The organism is Sphingobium sp. AP49 (genome assembly GCF_000281715.2).
GTDB lineage: Bacteria > Pseudomonadota > Alphaproteobacteria > Sphingomonadales > Sphingomonadaceae > Sphingobium.
The window spans coordinates 3303961-3320408 of sequence record NZ_CP124576.1; the positions used below are offsets into that span (position 1 = coordinate 3303961).

The following is a 16448-nucleotide window of genomic DNA, read 5'->3' on the forward strand; positions in this document are numbered from 1 at the left end:
GCTTACTCGCCCACGGCCAGCGGCTTAAGTGCACTGGCGCCGACTACGACGATCTGTTCACCGGGCCTGACCCCGGACAGGATCAGGATGCGGTCGCCATCCTTGCCACCGATCTTCACCTTACGCACCATCACACCCTTTGCGGCGCGCACGAACACCACCTCCCCTTCCGGCACGGTCGTGACCGCGCTCTGCGGTACGGTCACGGCACCCGCAGATGCGGGTCCGAACAGCGACAGGCTAGTGGCACGTCCGGCCAGCGCACCGGGACCGGCGGGCAGCTTTGCCTTGAGCGTCACGGACCGGGTCATAGGATCGATGGTCGATCCGACAGAGGTCACGGTGCCGTGCAGCGTATCGCCACCAGCCTCGTTCAACGCGACCGTCATACCGGGCTTCACCTGTCCAGCCAGTCGTTCGGGCAATTGGGCCTGCGCCTCATATTGTCCGGTGGCGTCGATCACATAGGGGGCAGTTGTGCCGTCCACCACGCTGCCGGCATGGATGGCCGCGGACGTGACCTTGCCCGCGATCGGCGCGGTCAGCGTGTAGCTGCCGCTGACGCCCGATCCGTTTACCATCGCAAGGATGCGACTCTTTTCCGATACGTCGGCGCGCGCCTCGCCCAATGCGGCGCGGGCTTCGTCGGCGCGCGCCCCCGCAATCACCCCTTCGCGCTCCAGCTGTGACAGGCGGTTGGCGCTGGAGCGGGCGACCTCCAATCGAGCATTGGCGCGGCTGAGATCCGCGCCTATGCTGAGCACATCGCGGCTCGACACGATGGCCAGCGCGTCACCACGCTGCACATCCTGCCCCTCGACCACAAGGATGCGGGTCACCACGCCGGGAAAGGTCGCCGCCACGGCAACGCGCGCATTGGGCGGCGGCGCGATGATGGCAGGCATAGTGGCGATCGGTGCCAGCCTTGCTTCAGCCGCTGGCGCAAACTTCAACCCCAGCCGCGTGATATTGTCGGCATTCAGGGGAATAGTACCTGGTTCTGCCGACATGACGGCCGCTCCATTGTCAGGCGCAGGTGCCTCGCCGGAACAGGCTGTCATGGACAGCAGGACAAGGATGACAGGTAGCGTTGCGGGCGCGATACGGATCGAGTGGAGCATGGCCCATCGTCTATGGCGCAAAACTGACGAGAGCCTGACGATCAGGTCAGATGGGGATTGCCATTCGGGGTTTGGGCGAAAAATCCAGAATCACTTCCCGCGCCTCGGGCACACTGTGCAGTTGGCCACCATGCGCGGCCATGATCCGTGCCACGATGGCCAACCCCAGTCCCGCCCCTTCGCGACTGGCATGATCGGCGCGCCGATGGCGTTGCGCTAGTTCCTGCAGCCGGACGGAGGTCAGGCCGGCGCCTCCATCCTTCACCCGCATCCGGGGACCGGGGCCGACCAGCACGGTCACCGCGCCATCAACCGGGGTTACACGCAAGGCATTTTCCACCAGATTGCGAAGTGCCGCCGCCACCATTTCCCGTTGGCCGGTGATGACCGGCGCTTCGCCGATGCAGGTCAGCGACAGGCTCTTGTTCGCGCCGATCGCGGCGGGTGCCAACAGGCTGACGATATCGGCACCGACCTCCTCTAGCCGCAATGTATCACGGATGCTGTGAGCGAAATTCTGGGCATCGACACGCGCCAGCAGCATCAGCTGGTCTATCAATCGGCGCATCGCCAGCAGTTCGGCGCGCAGGCGCGGCGCATCGGGATGGTCCAGCGCGTCCAGCTCCAGCGCGATCACTGCCAGTGGCGTGCGCAATTCATGGGCAACATCTGCCGCAAAGGCCTCATGATCCCTCACCGCCCGATCAAGTTGCGCCAGCAGATCGTTCACCGCCTCGGCAAAAGGAAGCACTTCAGTCGGAAAGGTAGCATGATCGATCATCACGCCACGCTCGTGCCTGCCGACCACTTTCAACTGCTCGACCGCCCGCCCGAGCGGTTCGAGCCCGCGTCGGATCACGATCAGATTGGCTATCCCCATAGGCAGGATCAGTACCAGGATCGGCACAAGGACATGTTCAAACAATTCACGAAAGGCTCGGCTAGCCGCCACCGGGTCATTGAGCGCACGGAAGCTCTGTTCATGTTCGCGGATGATGAACAGTAGCAGCAGCGACCCTCCAACCAGGCCTACAGCAGACAGGCCGATGAATAGACGCAGAGCGATGGAGTGGCGCGCCTTCAATGGACAGGTTCGCGCAACATATAGCCTACGCCCCGCACCGTTTGCAGCATATCTTCGCCGCCTGCTTCCTCGAGCTTTCGGCGCAGGCGGGAGACGATCGCCTCCACCGCATTTGGTGTCACCGGCTCGTTGAAAGCATAAAGCGCATTTTCCAAGGCATCGCGTCGTACAACCATTCCGGCTTGCCGGAGCAGCAATTCCAGCAGGTCCATCTCACGCCTCGACAGGTCAAGCGGATGTTCGCGATACTGTGCCGCACGACTGCCGGAATCCAGTAGCAGCGGCCCCAAGCATAATTGCGTCTGCGCGCGCGGTCCTGGCCGCCGCAGCAAAGCACGAATGCGTGCGGCGATCTCGTCCACTTCGGCCGGCTTTACAACATAGTCATCGGCCCCGGCATCCAGCCCCTGCACCCGATCCTCCAGCGCGTCGCGTGCCGTCAATATCAGGGCTGGCTGCATAAACCCTGCTCGGCGCATCTCCCCCAGCCACGTCACACCATCACCATCGGGCAGGCCGCGATCGACGATCAGCACATCATGAACCTGCGCCGCGATCGCCTCCGTTGCCATGATCAGGTTCAAGGCGTGATCGGTGCTGAAGCCGCGCCGGGCAAGGCCAGCGATCAGAAGCCCGGCCAGTCGCTCATTGTCTTCCACCAGCAATAGACGCATGCTGAAGTCCATCGGCTCTTCTGCGCTGCCAATCAACCTGTTTCGCGCGACATGAGCGGCACCGGCAGTTGACGCTCCAACGCGAAGGCGCCTGGCCTTGATCCTGCTCCATCCGTTCGCGGACAGTCCGAAAATCGGACGCCCTCGGCTATGCCTTGGTTGTGAACGCAGCGTAGCGCTCTCGCCAAGCGGACACTTCGGCGCTCAAATGTGCCGGCGCGGTGTCTCCCGACAGGACGAGGCTCGCGACGCTGCTGTCGGGGTGCATCAGCATCTTCTTTGATCCGTCGGTGAACCAAACGGGCACCAACTGATCGCAGATGCTGTCGAGGATGGCGCCGGCCATGCCATTTTCGATCGCCTCGCTGCCGGGAAGCAAGCGCACCATGATCGATACGCCCTCGAAGCAATTGCGTGGCTCACGGACAAAATCGAGCGACACCAGAATGCCCGAACGGTCTGGACGCGCCTCTTCGGCTATGCCCGCGACCCTGCGCCAGGCGCAAAACCAGGTCCGGCAAATGTGCGGACGCACGGCATGGATGCCGCATCCATGACCGGTCAGGTGCGCACAAGGGGTTCCGGCCGACTTCTTGAAATCAGGCGTATCCACGGTGAGGATGGTGCAACAGATTGTGCAGTCACCACACGTCCGGTCGGACAGGACCGGGCCTAGCAGAGTGGTTTCCAGATCATTCTCTGTGCGCATTCGGGCGGGGGTGCCTTGACCTTGCCGGGAATGCAAGTGGGACTAGGCGGTGCGGGTTGCTCGTCTATCCATGGCTAGCGTAAACGGATGGCGGAAAGACCCAGCCAGCCCGCCATGTCGTTCAGTTCGGCAAGCAGTGCGCCATGCGTGTCAGCAGGTGCATCCGGTTCCAGATGCACAGAACGCGCGAGCAGCACGGATGCGGCGCGGTCAGCCTTCAGATCGACCCGCACGACCAGGCGATCCCCCAGCAGAAACGGCAACAGATAATAACCATGCGTCCGTTTATCGGCAGGCACATATATTTCGATGCGATAGCGAAACCCGAACAGTCGCTCGGTCCGTTCGCGTTCCCAGATAAGCGGATCGAACGGTACCAGCAGCGCCCGCGCATCGACGCGGCGAGGCTGTTTTGCCTCATGGTGCAGCCAGGCATGTCGCCATCCCTCTACAGCGACCGGGATGAGGACACCCTCCTGTGCCAGTTCTTCTATCGCGGCGCGCGCCTGTGCGGGCGACTGGCGGAAATGGTCGCGCAATTCCTTTTCGGTCGCGATGCCATGAGCCCGCGCCGCCGCGTCGCCGTCGTGATGTGACCGGCCCAGAAAAGTCATTCCAATGCGCGCTTGGTATCACTCCATTCCCACCAGCCCGACTGCCCCTTGTGCGCCTCGAAATCCGATGCAGCCATCGGACCTTCCGCCCGGATCCGCGCCAACAGGGCCATGGCTTCGCTCCGGCGTTCGGTGGCGAAGAGACGCATCCCGGTCCATCCGGTTTCGCCGCGATCGGCACTCGCCATCCGCCAGCGCAACAGCGGCTGCAATGCGAATGGCAACAGCGAAGCCTCATGCGCCCAATATTCAAACAGCCGGCGATGCTCGCTGCGCTGGCCGTGGTGTGCGAAAAGGAGATCGGATCGATCATCAACCTCTATATGACGCCCGTCAGCCGCAGCGAGTTCCTGCTCGGCAAGCAACTCCCCTATGTCGCGCTGGCGCTCATCAACTTCCTGCTGATGGTGCTGGTGGCAATCTTCCTCTTCGGCGTGCCGGTGAAGGGCAGCTTCCCGACCTTACTGCTCGCTGCCTCTATTTATTGTGTCACCGCGACGGGCATGGGCCTGCCCGCCTCGTCCCTGTCAATCAATCTGGTGGTCCAAGGGTTTAGCATGTGCCTATCGCCGGATCGCTGGCGCTGTTCTTCGCGGGGGCGGCGCTGCTACTCTTCTCGACCACCGCAATGGGCATCTTTCTGGCGACACTGGCCCGCAACATGCCGCAGTTCGGCAGGTTGATGATCCTCGTTCTGCTACCGCTGCTAATGTTGTCGGGGGCTCCACTCCGCGCGAATCCATGCCCAAGCTGGTGCAGGACGTGATGCTGTTCGCGCCGACCACCCATTTCGTCGAACTGGGGCAGGCGATCCTGTTCCGGGGCGCCGGCATCAGCGTCGTCTGGCCGCAATTCGCCGCCACCGCCGCCATCGGCCTCGCCTTTTTCCTGATCGCGCTCACCCGCTTCCGCCGAACGATCAGCGCCATGGCCTGATATGATGAACTGAAATCAAATCAGCCTGTTGTCATGGCCGTCAGCAGGCATCCCCAATATCAAGGGGATGTTTAAATTATTAAAATAAATCAAATATTTGGCTGGGGCGGCAGGATTCGAACCTGCGCATGGCGGCATCAAAAGCCGCTGCCTTACCGCTTGGCGACGCCCCAGCATGGCACCGGCAGACCCGGTGCGGGATCGCCATATAGCGCCTGATGCGCGAAAGAAAAGCCCAGAGCGCAATCGATCTGCAGGGCCGCCCCCGACGGCCGTGTTTCGCTTCCCTTCGATCGCCGAGCGCCTTAGTGATCAGGCCAACATGCGCCTTTTCTAGCCGGAACCCCATCACCATGATCGCCCATGCCCCCTCGCCCGCTCCCAGCCAGATCGCACCGGCATCGCCGCTGTTCCTGCGCGAGGACGAAATCCGACGCGGCATCGAGATGCTCTATTTCGGCTATTCCGCGCTCACCCGCTCGATCGACGAAGGCCTGGCATCGCAGGGCCTGGGCCGCGCCCATCATCGCGCCCTCTATTTCATCTCGCGCCAGCCCGACCTGACGGTGAAGGAACTGCTCCGCCTGCTGGCGATCACCAAACAGTCGCTCGGCCGGGTGCTCAACGACCTGATCGAGCGCGGCTATATCGAGACCCGGCCGGGCAGCAGCGACCGACGGCAGAAATTGCTGCGCCTCAGCCCCGCTGGCCGCGCGCTGGAGGCTGAACTGTTCCGCGCCCTGCGCGAAAAGATGGCGGCCGCCTATGCCCAGGCTGGCCAGGGGTCCGTCACCGGATTCTGGCGGGTGATGGAAGGGCTCATCCCCGACGCCGACCGGTCGATAGTGTTCGGCCTGAGCGGCGGATGATCGAAAAAAGACGCAACCTTATTGCCGCTGCCGCGCTTGTACCGGCCTGGTCAACGCAATGAGGAGACATCATGCGCCCACCCCTTCTGGCCGGCCTTGCCGTGCTTTCGGCCCTTGGCCTGTCCGCCTGTTCGGAAAAGGCGTCGGACAATCTGGACAATGCAGGCTCGGCGATCGGCAATGACGTGAGCAACGCCGTCGACGACGCGGGCAACAGCATCGACAACGGCCTCGATCGCGCTGGTGCTGCGATCGACAAGGGTGCCGACCGAATCGGCACCGCCACCGACAGGGCGGCCGACGATGCGAAGCGCGAAGGCAGGGAAGCCAGGGAGGATGTTGGCGCTTCGCTCGAAAAGGCCGGTGCAGACCTGCGCAACGATAACCACTGATAGGGCGACGGGCCTCTCGTTGCGGAGGCCCGTTCCTAGAAGACCACGTTGCGCACGAAGCGCAGCAGGTCCGCCCCGCGATTGACGAAGACATAGGGGCGGTCGCTGCTGAAGATGAGGAAGTCGCCCGCCGCAATCGTGCGCGTGCCGACATTCATCTCGACCGTCAGCACCCCTTCCACCACATAGAGCATCTCGTGCCAGTTGGCGGCATCCGCCTCGGCCGGATAGCGATCACCCGGCGCCAGCGACCAGGACCATAGCTCCGCCTCGCGCGCGGCCGGCACCGTGCCGAGCAGGGTCGCGCGGCTATGCGGACCCTCGCCCTGCCAGGCCAGGGTATCGATCCGGCTATTGTCGGGCATGTCGGGGGCGCGCACGACGTGCGAGAAGCTGACGTCCAGCGCCTGCGCCAGCCGATCGAGCGTCGACAGGCTGACATTGGCTTCCCCGCTCTCGATCCCGACCAGCATGCGCCGGCTGACCCCGGCCGCGCTGGCCAGCGCATCCTGGCTCAATCCCTTGGCGGCGCGCAGGCAACGGATATTGCCGGCGACATGGGCAAGGACGTCGGGACGTGGGGCTTCGACTTGACTGTGCAATATATTGCTCATAACGCACTGTGCATTATGTTGCACAATCCCGTCCTCGACAAGAGCCCTGCGCCCCGGCTGATGATCGGCCGCCCCGAACTCGCCCTGATCGGCGTGACCGTGCTGTGGGGGGCGACCTTCCTGATCGTGCATCATGCGATGAGCCTGTCCGGACCGCTCTTCTTCGTCGGCCTGCGCTTCGGCACCGCGTCGCTGCTGGCATTGCCGCTGGCGCTGCCGGTGCTGCGTGGCCTGACCCTGCGCGAACTGATGGCCGGCGGGCTGATCGGCGTGGGCATCTTCACCGGCTATACGCTGCAGACCTGGGGATTGCAGACCATATCCAGCAGCAGCTCCGCCTTCATCACCGCCGCCTATGTGCCGCTGGTGCCGATCATGCAGTGGGTGATCCTGCGCCGCCGGCCGCGCCTGATGAGCTGGATCGGCGTGGTACTGGCCTTTGCCGGCCTGCTGCTGGTCGCCGCCCCGCGCGACGGGCTGTCGCTCGGCAAGGGCGAGGCGCTGACGCTCATCAGCACGGTGGCGATCGCGCTGGAAATCATCTTCATCAGCCTGTGGGCCGGTAAGGTCGATGTCGCGCGCGTCACGCTGGTGCAACTGGCGACCACGGCGCTGCTGGCCTTTGCTCTGATGGCCCCGGTCGGCGAGGCGATCCCGCCCTTTTCCTGGACAGTGATCCTGTCGGCCTGCGGCCTGGGCGCGATGACGGCGCTGATCCAGTTCGTGATGAACTGGGCGCAGCGCACCGTGTCACCGACCCGCGCCACCCTGATCTATGCTGGCGAGCCGGTCTGGGCCGGGATCATCGGTCGGATCGCCGGCGACCGCCTGCCGCCGACGGCGCTGGTCGGCGGCCTGCTGATCGTCGCTGCCGTCATCGTCAGCGAATTGAAGTTCGAGCGGCGGGGCAAGGATTAAACCTAGCCCCGTTCCCGCTTCGTCAGCCTCGTTTGAACACCGGGGCACGCTTTTCAAAGAAGGCCATGAAGGCTTCCTGCGCCTCGGGCGAGGCCAGGCTCTCGCGGAACAGCCGCGCCTCTTCCGCAATCCGGGCCTGCAAGGCGGCGGGATTGCCCTTCATCAGCCGACGCGTCGCCATCAGCGCCTGGGGCGGCTTGGCCATCAGCGCCGCCGCCTTGCTGCGGGCATGGTCAAGCAGCCCTTCCCCTGTCACGATCGCTGTCACGAAACCGGCGCGATCGGCCGCTTCCGCATCCATCGGCTCGCCCAGCATCAGCATCGCCGCCGCCTTGGCATGGCCCATGAGCGCCGGCGCGAGCAGGCTGGACCCGGCCTCCGGCACGATGCCCAGATTGACGAAGGGCATGACGAAGCGCGCGTCGGGCGCGGCATAGACCAGGTCGCAATGGAACAGCATGGTCGTGCCGACGCCCACGGCAAGCCCCTGCACCGCCGCGACGATCGGCTTGTCGAAGGCGGCGATGGCGCTGATGAAGTCGAAGGCGGCGGCCCCGCCCTCCGGCCCGGCCATGAAGTCCTTGAGATCATTGCCAGCGCAAAAGGCGTCACCCCGCCCCGCGAACAGCACCACGCCAATCTCCGGTCGCGCCGACGCATCGGCCAGCGCCGCCGTCATCGTCCGGTACATTGGCCCGGTCAGCGCATTCTTCTTGTCGGGCCGGTCGATATGGATTTCGAGGACGCCGTTCGTCTCGATCATCGCGATATGGTCGCTCACGCAAAGTCTCTCCCAGAGCTGTGTGCCGAGGCTGTTGGCCCAAAGGATGGGGCGGCGTCTATCCTTTTCCAAGCCCCTTCCCTATGCCCGGAACCATGATGACTCGCCTGCGCCTGATCCTCGACCCCTTCCTGGTCCTGCTGCTCTGCACCGTTGCCCTAGCGTCGGTCCTGCCCGCACGCGGCCAGGGCGCCCATGTCGCGTCGATCGTCGCGGATGCCGGTATCGTGCTGCTTTTTTTCCTGCACGGAGCAAAATTGTCGCGCGAGGCGATCTGGGGCGGCGCCAAGGCTTGGCAGTTGCACCTTGCGACTCTGGGCACGACCTTCCTCTTCTTCCCGCTGGTCGGCATCCTGCTGCAACAGATCGGCGCGATCCCGGAGAATATGCGGGCGGGTCTGCTGTTCCTGGCGCTGCTGCCTTCGACGGTGCAAAGCTCAATCGCTTTCACCGCCATCGCGCGCGGCAATGTCGCCGCCGCCGTGGTCAGCGCGTCCTTCTCCAACCTGCTCGGCATTGTCCTGACGCCATTGCTGGTCGCGCTATTGATGCAGCGCGGCGGCAGCAACCTCATCTCCCTCTCCTCGGTCGAGGGGATCATGTTGCAACTGCTGCTGCCCTTCGTCCTGGGCCATCTCGCCCGCCCCTGGATCGGCGGCTTCGTGTCACGGCACAAGACGTTGGTCGGCCGGGTCGATCGCACATCGATCCTGCTGGTGGTCTATTCCGCCTTCAGCGCGGCCGTGGTCGAAGGGCTGTGGCACCGCGTCTCGCGCGCGGAACTGGTGCTGCTCGCCCTGCTCTGCATCGCCATGCTGGTGATCGTGCTGCTCTTCACCTGGGGGCTTGGCCGGCTGCTCGGCTTCTCGCGCGAGGATGCGATCGTCCTGCAATTCTGTGGCTCGAAGAAGAGCCTCGCCTCGGGTGTGCCGATCGCCGGTGTCCTCTTCCCCGCGGCCGCCGTCGGGCCGATCATCCTGCCGGTCATGCTGTTTCACCAGATTCAGCTGATGGCTTGTGCCCTGCTGGCACGACGCTATGGGGCGCAGGCGGCCGATAGGGCCGATTCGCAGATGGCAACTCAATCATGACCCAACCGATCCTGACCGACATTCCGATGGAGAGCTTCCTCTCCCATATCGACGCCGTGGCCGGCGCGATCGCCCGATCGGACTGGCGGCCCGACTATATTGTCGGCGTCGGGCGCGGCGGGCTAGTGCCGGCCACCTATCTGTCCCACGCCATCAGCCAGCCAATGCTGTCGGTCGACCTGTCGGCCCAGGTCGCGGGCTTTTGCGACGAACTGCTCGACAAGCTGGTGGCGATGGCACTCGAAGGATCGCGCCTGCTGTTCGTCGACGACATCAACGACAGCGGCCGCACCATCAACCAGCTGCGCGCAGCCCTGGCCGGCGCGCCGGCCGATCATCTGCGCTTTGCCGTGCTGATCGACAATGTCAGCTCGGCCGCGAAGGTCGAATATCGCGCGACCACGATCGACCGCATCGTCACCAAGGACTGGTTCGTCTTCCCCTGGGAAGCGGTCGCCAGCCGCGCATCGATCCTGTCCGACTGGGGCGAAGTGCCGGAACGGACCAGCTGAGAACAGTCTGTCAAAAAAATATAATGGGCTTTGCCCATTCATCCGTTATACATCTGTAAAACTGCAAAGGGGGCTTGCGGGACAGATGGAAGAGAGCGGGCGCGCACCGGATCCAGACGCGGGTTTTAGCCTGCCGGCATGGACCTATGGGGATCCGGAATTCTTTGCCGTCGAGACCCGCCGTATATTTCGCCCGAGCTGGCAGATCGTCGCCCATGAAAGCGATGTGCCGACACCGGGCGATTTTCATACGCTCGATTATCTTGGCGAGAGCATCATCGTCATCCGGGGGATGACGGCAAAGTTCGCGCCTTTACGAACGTGTGCCGCCATCGCGGCGCGCGTCTAGTGGACGGGCCTTCGGGTCGCACCAGAAAGCTGGTCTGTCCCTACCATGCCTGGACCTATGGTCTGGACGGATGCCTGACTGGACTGCCGATGGCAGGCAGCTATGGCAACCTCGACCGGTCCAGGCATGGACTTTCCCCCGTCGACGTCGAAAATTTCCACGGCTTCCTGTTCGTTCGGCTGGAGGATGATGGCGGACCATCGGTCGCGCAGATGATGGCGCCCTATGCCCACGAGATCGCCCCCTATCGCTTTTCCGAACTGCGCGCGCTCGGCCGCGTCACGCTGCGCCCGCGCGCGGTCAACTGGAAGAATATCGGCGACAATTATTCCGATGGCCTGCATATCGCGGTCGCCCATCCGGGCCTCAAGCGGCTGATGGGCGATGGCTATGGCGTCGAATCCAGCGCGCATGTCGACAAGATGTGGGGGCCGATCCTCGATCGTCCGTCCGCCAACCTGTCCGAACGCGCCTATCAGCATTTCCTGCCGGCCGTCCCGCATCTGCCGCCCGAACGGCAGCGGCTATGGACCTATTTCAAGCTCTGGCCCAATTTCGCCTTCGACATCTATCCCGACCAGGTGGATTTCATGCAGTGGCTGCCGGTGTCGCCGACCCAGACGCTGATCCGCGAGATCAGCTATGCCCTGCCCGAAGACCGCCGAGAGATGCGGGCGGCACGCTATCTCAACTGGCGCATCAACCGCCAGGTCAATGCCGAGGACACGGACCTTGTCGCCCGCGTGCAGGCCGGCATGGCGTCGGACAGTTTCACCGTCGGCCCCTTGAGCGACCAGGAAGTCGCGCTGCGCCATTTCTGCGTGCGCATGCGCGCCATCATTCCGCAGGCGCGCCAGCATCGCGCCCCTGCCCCCGGCTGGAGCCACATCGCATGACCAAAGCCTATGACGCCGTCATCATCGGCGCGGGCCATAATGGCCTCGTCTGCGCCTTCTACCTCGCCCGTGCCGGCTACAAGGTGCGCATGGTGGAGCGCCGCGATATCGTCGGCGGCGCGGCGGTGACCGAGGAGTTTCACCCCGGCTTCCGCAACTCGACGGCCAGCTACACGGTCAGCCTGCTCAATCCCAAGGTCATCCGCGACATGAAGCTGGTCGACCATGGCTATCGCGTGATCGAGCGGCCGATCAGCAATTTCCTGCCCCAGCCCGATGGCGGCTATCTGAAACTGGGCGGCGGGCTGGAGCGGACCCAGGCCGAGTTTGCCCGCTTCAGCGCGCGCGACGCCGCCACCCTGCCGGCTTATTATGATGCGCTGGAAGTGGTCGCAGACGTGTTGCGCGACCTGGTTCTCAAAAGTCCGCCCAATGTCGGCGATGGCCTGACCATGGTGGTCGAGGCGCTGAAGCAGGGCCGCCGCGTCGCCGGGCTCGGTATCGAGCAACAGCGCGACGTGCTCGACCTGTTCACCAAATCGGCCCGCAGCTTTCTCGACAGCTGGTTCGAGAGCGAGGCGATCAAGGCCGCCTTCGGCTTCGACGCGGTCGTCGGCAATTTCGCCTCCCCCGACACGCCGGGCAGCGCCTATGTCCTGCTGCACCATGTGTTCGGCGAAGTGAACGGCAAGAAGGGCGCCTGGGGCCATAGCGTCGGCGGCATGGGCACGATCACCCAGGCCATGGCGAAGGTCGTGCAGGCGATGGGCGTCGAGATCAGCCTGGAGGCGCCGGTCGACCATATACTGGTCGATGGCGACCGCGCCGTCGGCGTGAAGCTGGCCAGCGGCGAGGAAGTGATGGGCACTAGCATCATCGCCAATGTCGGCCCCAAGCTGCTCTATGAGCGGATGATGCAGCCGGCCGACCTGCCCACGGGCTTCCTGAAACGTATCCGCGCGTTCAAGGCCGGATCGGGCACCTTCCGCATGAATGTAGCACTGTCCGCCCTGCCCGACTTCTCCTGCCTGCCCGGCATTGGCGAGCATCACCAGTCGGGCATCATCATCGCGCCCACGCTCGACTATATGGACCGCGCCTATCTGGATGCGAAGCGCGATGGCTGGTCGAAGCAGCCGATCGTCGAGATGCTGATCCCGTCCACCATCGACGACAGTCTGGCGCCCGAGGGATGCCATGTCGCCAGCCTCTTCTGTCAGCAATTCGCGCCCGAACTGCCCGACGGACGCAGTTGGGACGATGAGCGCGAGGCCGCGGCCGACCATATCATCGCCACGGTCGAGGCCCATGCGCCCGGCTTTGCAAAGAGCGTGATCGCCCGCCAGATCCATTCGCCACTCGACCTGGAGCGCAAGTTCGGCCTGGTCGGCGGCGACATCATGCATGGCAATCTGACGCTGGACCAGATGTGGGCGGCGCGCCCTGTGCTGGGCCATGGCGCCTATCGCGGGCCGCTGAAGGGCCTCTATATGTGCGGCGCGGGCACCCATCCGGGCGGCGGCGTCACTGGTGCGCCGGGCCATAATGCCGCGCGCGCGGTGCTGAAGGATCGCGCCCTGTGGGGGAAATGGCGCGGCCGGGCCTGATCGGGTCTTTCCCCGCCTTGCCCCAACCGAAAGCCTGGCCTAAAGACCCGGCTCATGCCCGACATCTTCATTCCTGATGCAACGCCCGAGCTGACCGGCCGGGCGCTGTTCCCGCACCGGCACCTGCTGTCGATCGCCGACCTCAAGCCCTGGGAAATCCGTTTCCTGCTGGACGAGGCCGAACATTGGGCGCGCACCAACAAGGGCCAGGCGCGCAAGCATGACGACCGGCTGGCGGGCATGACCCAGATCAACGCCTTTTTCGAGAACAGCACCCGTACTTTGCTGTCGTTCGAGATCGCCGGCAAGCGGCTGGGCGCCGACGTCGTCAACATGCACGCCGGCCAGTCCAGCGTGAAGAAAGGCGAAACGCTGATCGACACGGCGATGACGCTCAACGCCATGGCCGCCGACGTCATCGTCATCCGCCATGCGAGTTCCGGCGCGGTCGCGCTGATCGCCGACAAGGTCGACTGCCCGGTGCTGAACGCGGGCGATGGCTGGCACCAGCATCCCACGCAAGCGCTGCTCGACGCGCTGACCATCCGCCGTCGCAAGGGCGGGTTCGCGGGGCTGGTGGTCGCCATCTGCGGCGATGTGCTGCACAGCCGCGTCGCCCGATCCAACATGCTCTGCCTAGCCGCGCTGGGCGCACAGGTGCGCGCGGTCGCGCCGCCCACCCTGTTGCCGCCCGAGGTCGAGATGCTGGGCGCCACCCCCTATAGCCGGATGGAAGACGGACTGGATGGCGCCGATGTCGTCATGATGCTGCGCCTGCAGAATGAACGGATGGACGGCGCCTTCATCCCGTCGGCGCGCGAATATCATGCGCTCTACGGCTTGACGCCCGAGCGGCTGGCGATCGCCAAGCCCGATGCGCTGGTCATGCACCCCGGCCCGATGAACCGCGGCGTCGAGATCACCAGCACGGTAGCGGACGATCCCGACCGGTCGGCGATCACCGAACAGGTTGCGATGGGCGTGGCGGTGCGCATGGCGTGCCTGGATGTGTTGACGCGCCAGGCGCGCGGCGTGGAGGGTTGGGCGTGAGCAGGATCGCAATCGTCAATGGCAAGCTGGCCGATCCGGCCGGCGACGCCCTTACCCCTGGTACCGTCCTGATCGAGGGCGACCGCATCCTGGCCACCGGGGCCGTCGACATTCCCGCCGACACGCAGCAGGTCGACGCCGGCGGGCTGGTGGTCGCGCCGGGCCTGATCGACCTGGGCGTCTTCGCCACCGACAAGCCGGCCTTCCATTTCGGCGGCATCACCCGCGCCGCGCTGATGCCCGACCAGCGCGCGCCGCTGGACGAGGTCGGCCTGATCCGGGAAGCGACCCGCGCGGGCAAGCCCGACTTCTGGGTCCACCCGATCGCCGCCGCGACCCGCGGCCTCAAGGGCACGGAAATGGCCGAAATGGGCCTGATGCAGATCGCGGGCGCCAAGGCGGTCGGCACTGGTCGCCAGTGGATCGCCGATTCGGGCGTGATGCTGCGCATCCTCTCCTACGCCTCGGGTCTTGGCCTTACCGTCATCGCCCATGCCGAGGATGGCGGCCTGTCCGCCAAGGCGGTGGCGACCAGCGGCGAAACCGCGACCCGCCTGGGTCTCGCCCATGCCCCGGCCTGCGCCGAGGCAATGGCGATCGCGCGCGACATCATGCTGGCCCGCGAAACCGGTGCCGCCATCCATTTCCGCCTGGTCACGACCAGGGCCGGCTTCGACCTGATCCGCGCCGCCAAGGCGGAAGGACTGAAGGTCAGCTGCGGCATCAGCCCGGCCTATCTGTTCCTGAACGATCAGGCGGTGACAGCCTTCCGCACCTTTGCCCGCCTGTCGCCACCGCTCCGTTCGGAAAACGACCGCCAGGCATCGATCGCCGCCGTCGCCGACGGCACCGTCGACGTCATCACATCGGGCCATGACCCGCGCGGGCCAGAGGACAAGCGCCTGCCCTTCGCCGACGCCGCCCCTGGCATGGCCGGTGCCGAAACGCTGCTGGCCCTGTCGCTCAACCTGGTGCGCGATGGCCATGTCAGCCTCAACCGGTTAATGACCCTGCTCAGCGCCAATCCCGCCAAGATATTGGCCGTCAAAGCCGGAAGCTTCGCGCCCGGCAGCGCCGCCGACCTGATCTTCGTCGACCCCGACGCCCCCTGGATCGTGGATTCCGCGAAGATGGCGGCCTCGGCTGGCAACACGCCGTTCGACAAGGTGCCGGTGCAGGGCCGTGCCAGACGGATCATGAAGGGCGGTACTTTCCTGTAATCAGGCCGACCGGCGCGGAACCGCCCTTCCCCTTCGCGCGCTTGGCTGTACGTTCAAGGCCAACAGGGGAAGCCGATGACCGAGACCGTCGCCCAGCAGGTTCATGTTGATGCACCGTGGAAAATTCCACCACGGGCCTGGTGGGAGATATTGAAGCGGGTCTACGGCGCCCTGTCTGCCAACCATATCGGCCTGCTCTCTGCGGGCGTCGCCTATTACGCATTCCTGTCCATTGCCCCGCTCTTGGCAGCGGTGGTGCTGACCTATGGGCTGGTCGGCGATCCCCAGCTCGTGGCACGTCACATGCAGGCGATCATCACCGTCGTGCCCGCCGACGCAGCATCGCTGATCAACGACCAGCTCCTGGGCGTGGTGAGCACCCGCAAGCCCGCTATCGGCTTCGGCCTGTTCCTGGCGCTCGGACTGGCGGTATATGGCGCGACCCGAGCCGCATCCGCGATCATGGAAGCACTCAACATCGTCTACGATCAGAAGGAAGGCCGCAATATTTTCGCCTTCTACCGTGTGTCGATGGGAATCACCTTTTCCGCCGTCCTGGTGGTCGTCGCGGGTGTTTTCACGGCGACCATCATCGGCCTGCTGCAGGATTTTCTGACCAGCTGGGGAACAGGCGTCCTGTTCGCGATCAAGGCGTCGACCTGGATATGCGCGGGCCTGCTGGCAAGCACCATCTTCGGCATGATCTATCGCTTTGGCCCTCATCGCCGCCGGGTGCAGTGGCAATGGCTGACCGTCGGATCGATCGCCGCCACGCTGTTCTGGCTGGTCGCCACTCTGGGCGTTTCCTTCTACGTCTCGACCTTTGGCAATTATAACAAGACCTACGGATCGCTGGGCGCGGTGGTGGTATTGCAGCTCTGGCTGTTCGTATCGGCCTATATCGTCCTGCTGGGCGCGCAGATCAACGCAGAGGCCGAACGCCAGACCAGCGTCGACACCCATGTTGCGGAAGTTGCATAATGTCGCTTGCCCTCCCCGTTTGGCCACGCT

Annotated in this window: 17 protein-coding genes, 1 tRNA gene and 2 pseudogenes; 11 read left to right on the plus strand and 9 right to left on the minus strand. The window is 64.7% G+C overall.

The window, feature by feature from the left end:
- Positions 1-2 precede the first annotated feature (2 nt).
- The 6 genes from PMI04_RS15700 to PMI04_RS15725 form a co-directional block, all read right to left on the minus strand.
- Positions 3-1010, minus strand: a complete 1008-nt coding sequence (locus PMI04_RS15700; protein ID WP_007708168.1) for an efflux RND transporter periplasmic adaptor subunit — start codon at positions 1008-1010, stop codon at positions 3-5.
- A gap of 157 nt (positions 1011-1167) precedes the next feature.
- Positions 1168-2205: a HAMP domain-containing sensor histidine kinase gene (locus PMI04_RS15705; protein WP_007708169.1), complete on the minus strand. Its 1038-nt coding sequence runs from the start codon at positions 2203-2205 to the stop codon at positions 1168-1170.
- Complete coding sequence (locus tag PMI04_RS15710; protein WP_007708170.1) at positions 2202-2879, minus strand: response regulator transcription factor; 678 nt, start codon at positions 2877-2879, stop codon at positions 2202-2204. Before PMI04_RS15710 ends, PMI04_RS15705 begins: the two co-directional genes overlap by 4 nt.
- 148 nt (positions 2880-3027) lie before the next feature.
- A complete protein-coding gene (locus PMI04_RS15715; protein ID WP_007708172.1) occupies positions 3028-3588 on the minus strand; it encodes a hypothetical protein in 561 nt (186 codons plus the stop codon).
- A gap of 74 nt (positions 3589-3662) precedes the next feature.
- Positions 3663-4202 (minus strand): crosslink repair DNA glycosylase YcaQ family protein, encoded by a 540-nt coding sequence (locus PMI04_RS15720; RefSeq protein WP_007708173.1) that lies wholly within the window; start codon positions 4200-4202, stop codon positions 3663-3665.
- Positions 4199-4426, minus strand: a complete 228-nt coding sequence (locus PMI04_RS15725; RefSeq protein ID WP_007708174.1) for a crosslink repair DNA glycosylase YcaQ family protein — start codon at positions 4424-4426, stop codon at positions 4199-4201. Before PMI04_RS15725 ends, PMI04_RS15720 begins: the two co-directional genes overlap by 4 nt.
- Before the next feature lie 30 nt (positions 4427-4456).
- Here PMI04_RS15725 and PMI04_RS15730 point away from each other — a divergent pair.
- Positions 4457-5138: pseudogene (locus tag PMI04_RS15730) on the plus strand (ABC transporter permease); the annotation flags it as partial.
- 98 nt (positions 5139-5236) lie between these two features.
- Here PMI04_RS15730 and PMI04_RS15735 read toward each other — a convergent pair.
- Positions 5237-5311 (minus strand) — tRNA-Gln (locus PMI04_RS15735).
- Positions 5312-5491: 180 nt separating this feature from the next.
- Between PMI04_RS15735 and PMI04_RS15740 the strand changes: the two genes are divergently transcribed.
- A complete protein-coding gene (locus PMI04_RS15740; protein ID WP_007708180.1) occupies positions 5492-6007 on the plus strand; it encodes a MarR family transcriptional regulator in 516 nt (171 codons plus the stop codon).
- A gap of 71 nt (positions 6008-6078) precedes the next feature.
- On the plus strand, positions 6079-6399 hold the full coding sequence (locus PMI04_RS15745) for a hypothetical protein (RefSeq protein WP_007708183.1): 321 nt from the start codon (positions 6079-6081) through the stop codon (positions 6397-6399).
- Positions 6400-6434: 35 nt separating this feature from the next.
- Here the strand turns inward: PMI04_RS15745 and PMI04_RS15750 are convergent, their stop codons facing one another.
- Positions 6435-7013 (minus strand): XRE family transcriptional regulator, encoded by a 579-nt coding sequence (locus tag PMI04_RS15750; protein ID WP_007708185.1) that lies wholly within the window; start codon positions 7011-7013, stop codon positions 6435-6437.
- A gap of 15 nt (positions 7014-7028) precedes the next feature.
- Between PMI04_RS15750 and PMI04_RS15755 the strand changes: the two genes are divergently transcribed.
- Positions 7029-7931, plus strand: coding sequence for a DMT family transporter (locus tag PMI04_RS15755; protein WP_007708187.1), 903 nt, complete (start codon positions 7029-7031; stop codon positions 7929-7931).
- A 22-nt stretch (positions 7932-7953) separates the two neighbouring features.
- Here PMI04_RS15755 and PMI04_RS15760 read toward each other — a convergent pair whose 3' ends face one another.
- Positions 7954-8712 (minus strand): enoyl-CoA hydratase, encoded by a 759-nt coding sequence (locus PMI04_RS15760; protein ID WP_007708189.1) that lies wholly within the window; start codon positions 8710-8712, stop codon positions 7954-7956.
- A 98-nt stretch (positions 8713-8810) separates the two neighbouring features.
- On the opposite strand from PMI04_RS15760, the gene PMI04_RS15765 reads away from it, so the two are divergent.
- From PMI04_RS15765 to PMI04_RS15795, 7 genes and pseudogenes are all read left to right on the plus strand, one after another.
- Positions 8811-9803: a bile acid:sodium symporter family protein gene (locus PMI04_RS15765; RefSeq protein ID WP_007708191.1), complete on the plus strand. Its 993-nt coding sequence runs from the start codon at positions 8811-8813 to the stop codon at positions 9801-9803.
- A complete protein-coding gene (locus PMI04_RS15770) occupies positions 9800-10315 on the plus strand; it encodes a phosphoribosyltransferase family protein (protein ID WP_283184797.1) in 516 nt (171 codons plus the stop codon). Before PMI04_RS15765 ends, PMI04_RS15770 begins: the two co-directional genes overlap by 4 nt.
- Before the next feature lie 85 nt (positions 10316-10400).
- Positions 10401-11560 (plus strand): annotated as a pseudogene (locus tag PMI04_RS15775) (aromatic ring-hydroxylating dioxygenase subunit alpha).
- The gene (locus PMI04_RS15780) at positions 11557-13167 is read left to right on the plus strand and encodes an NAD(P)/FAD-dependent oxidoreductase (protein WP_007709075.1); all 1611 of its coding nucleotides are present in this window, start codon (positions 11557-11559) and stop codon (positions 13165-13167) included. The pseudogene PMI04_RS15775 and the gene PMI04_RS15780 overlap by 4 nt, the downstream one beginning before the upstream one ends.
- A gap of 54 nt (positions 13168-13221) precedes the next feature.
- Positions 13222-14217 carry an aspartate carbamoyltransferase catalytic subunit gene (locus PMI04_RS15785; protein WP_007709076.1) on the plus strand — a complete coding sequence of 332 codons (996 nt, stop codon included), beginning with the start codon at positions 13222-13224 and terminating at the stop codon, positions 14215-14217.
- Positions 14214-15437 (plus strand): dihydroorotase, encoded by a 1224-nt coding sequence (locus PMI04_RS15790; RefSeq protein ID WP_007709078.1) that lies wholly within the window; start codon positions 14214-14216, stop codon positions 15435-15437. The genes PMI04_RS15785 and PMI04_RS15790 overlap by 4 nt, the downstream gene beginning before the upstream one ends.
- Before the next feature lie 75 nt (positions 15438-15512).
- On the plus strand, positions 15513-16418 hold the full coding sequence (locus PMI04_RS15795) for a YihY/virulence factor BrkB family protein (RefSeq protein ID WP_007709080.1): 906 nt from the start codon (positions 15513-15515) through the stop codon (positions 16416-16418).
- The last annotated feature ends 30 nt before the right edge of the window (positions 16419-16448 follow it).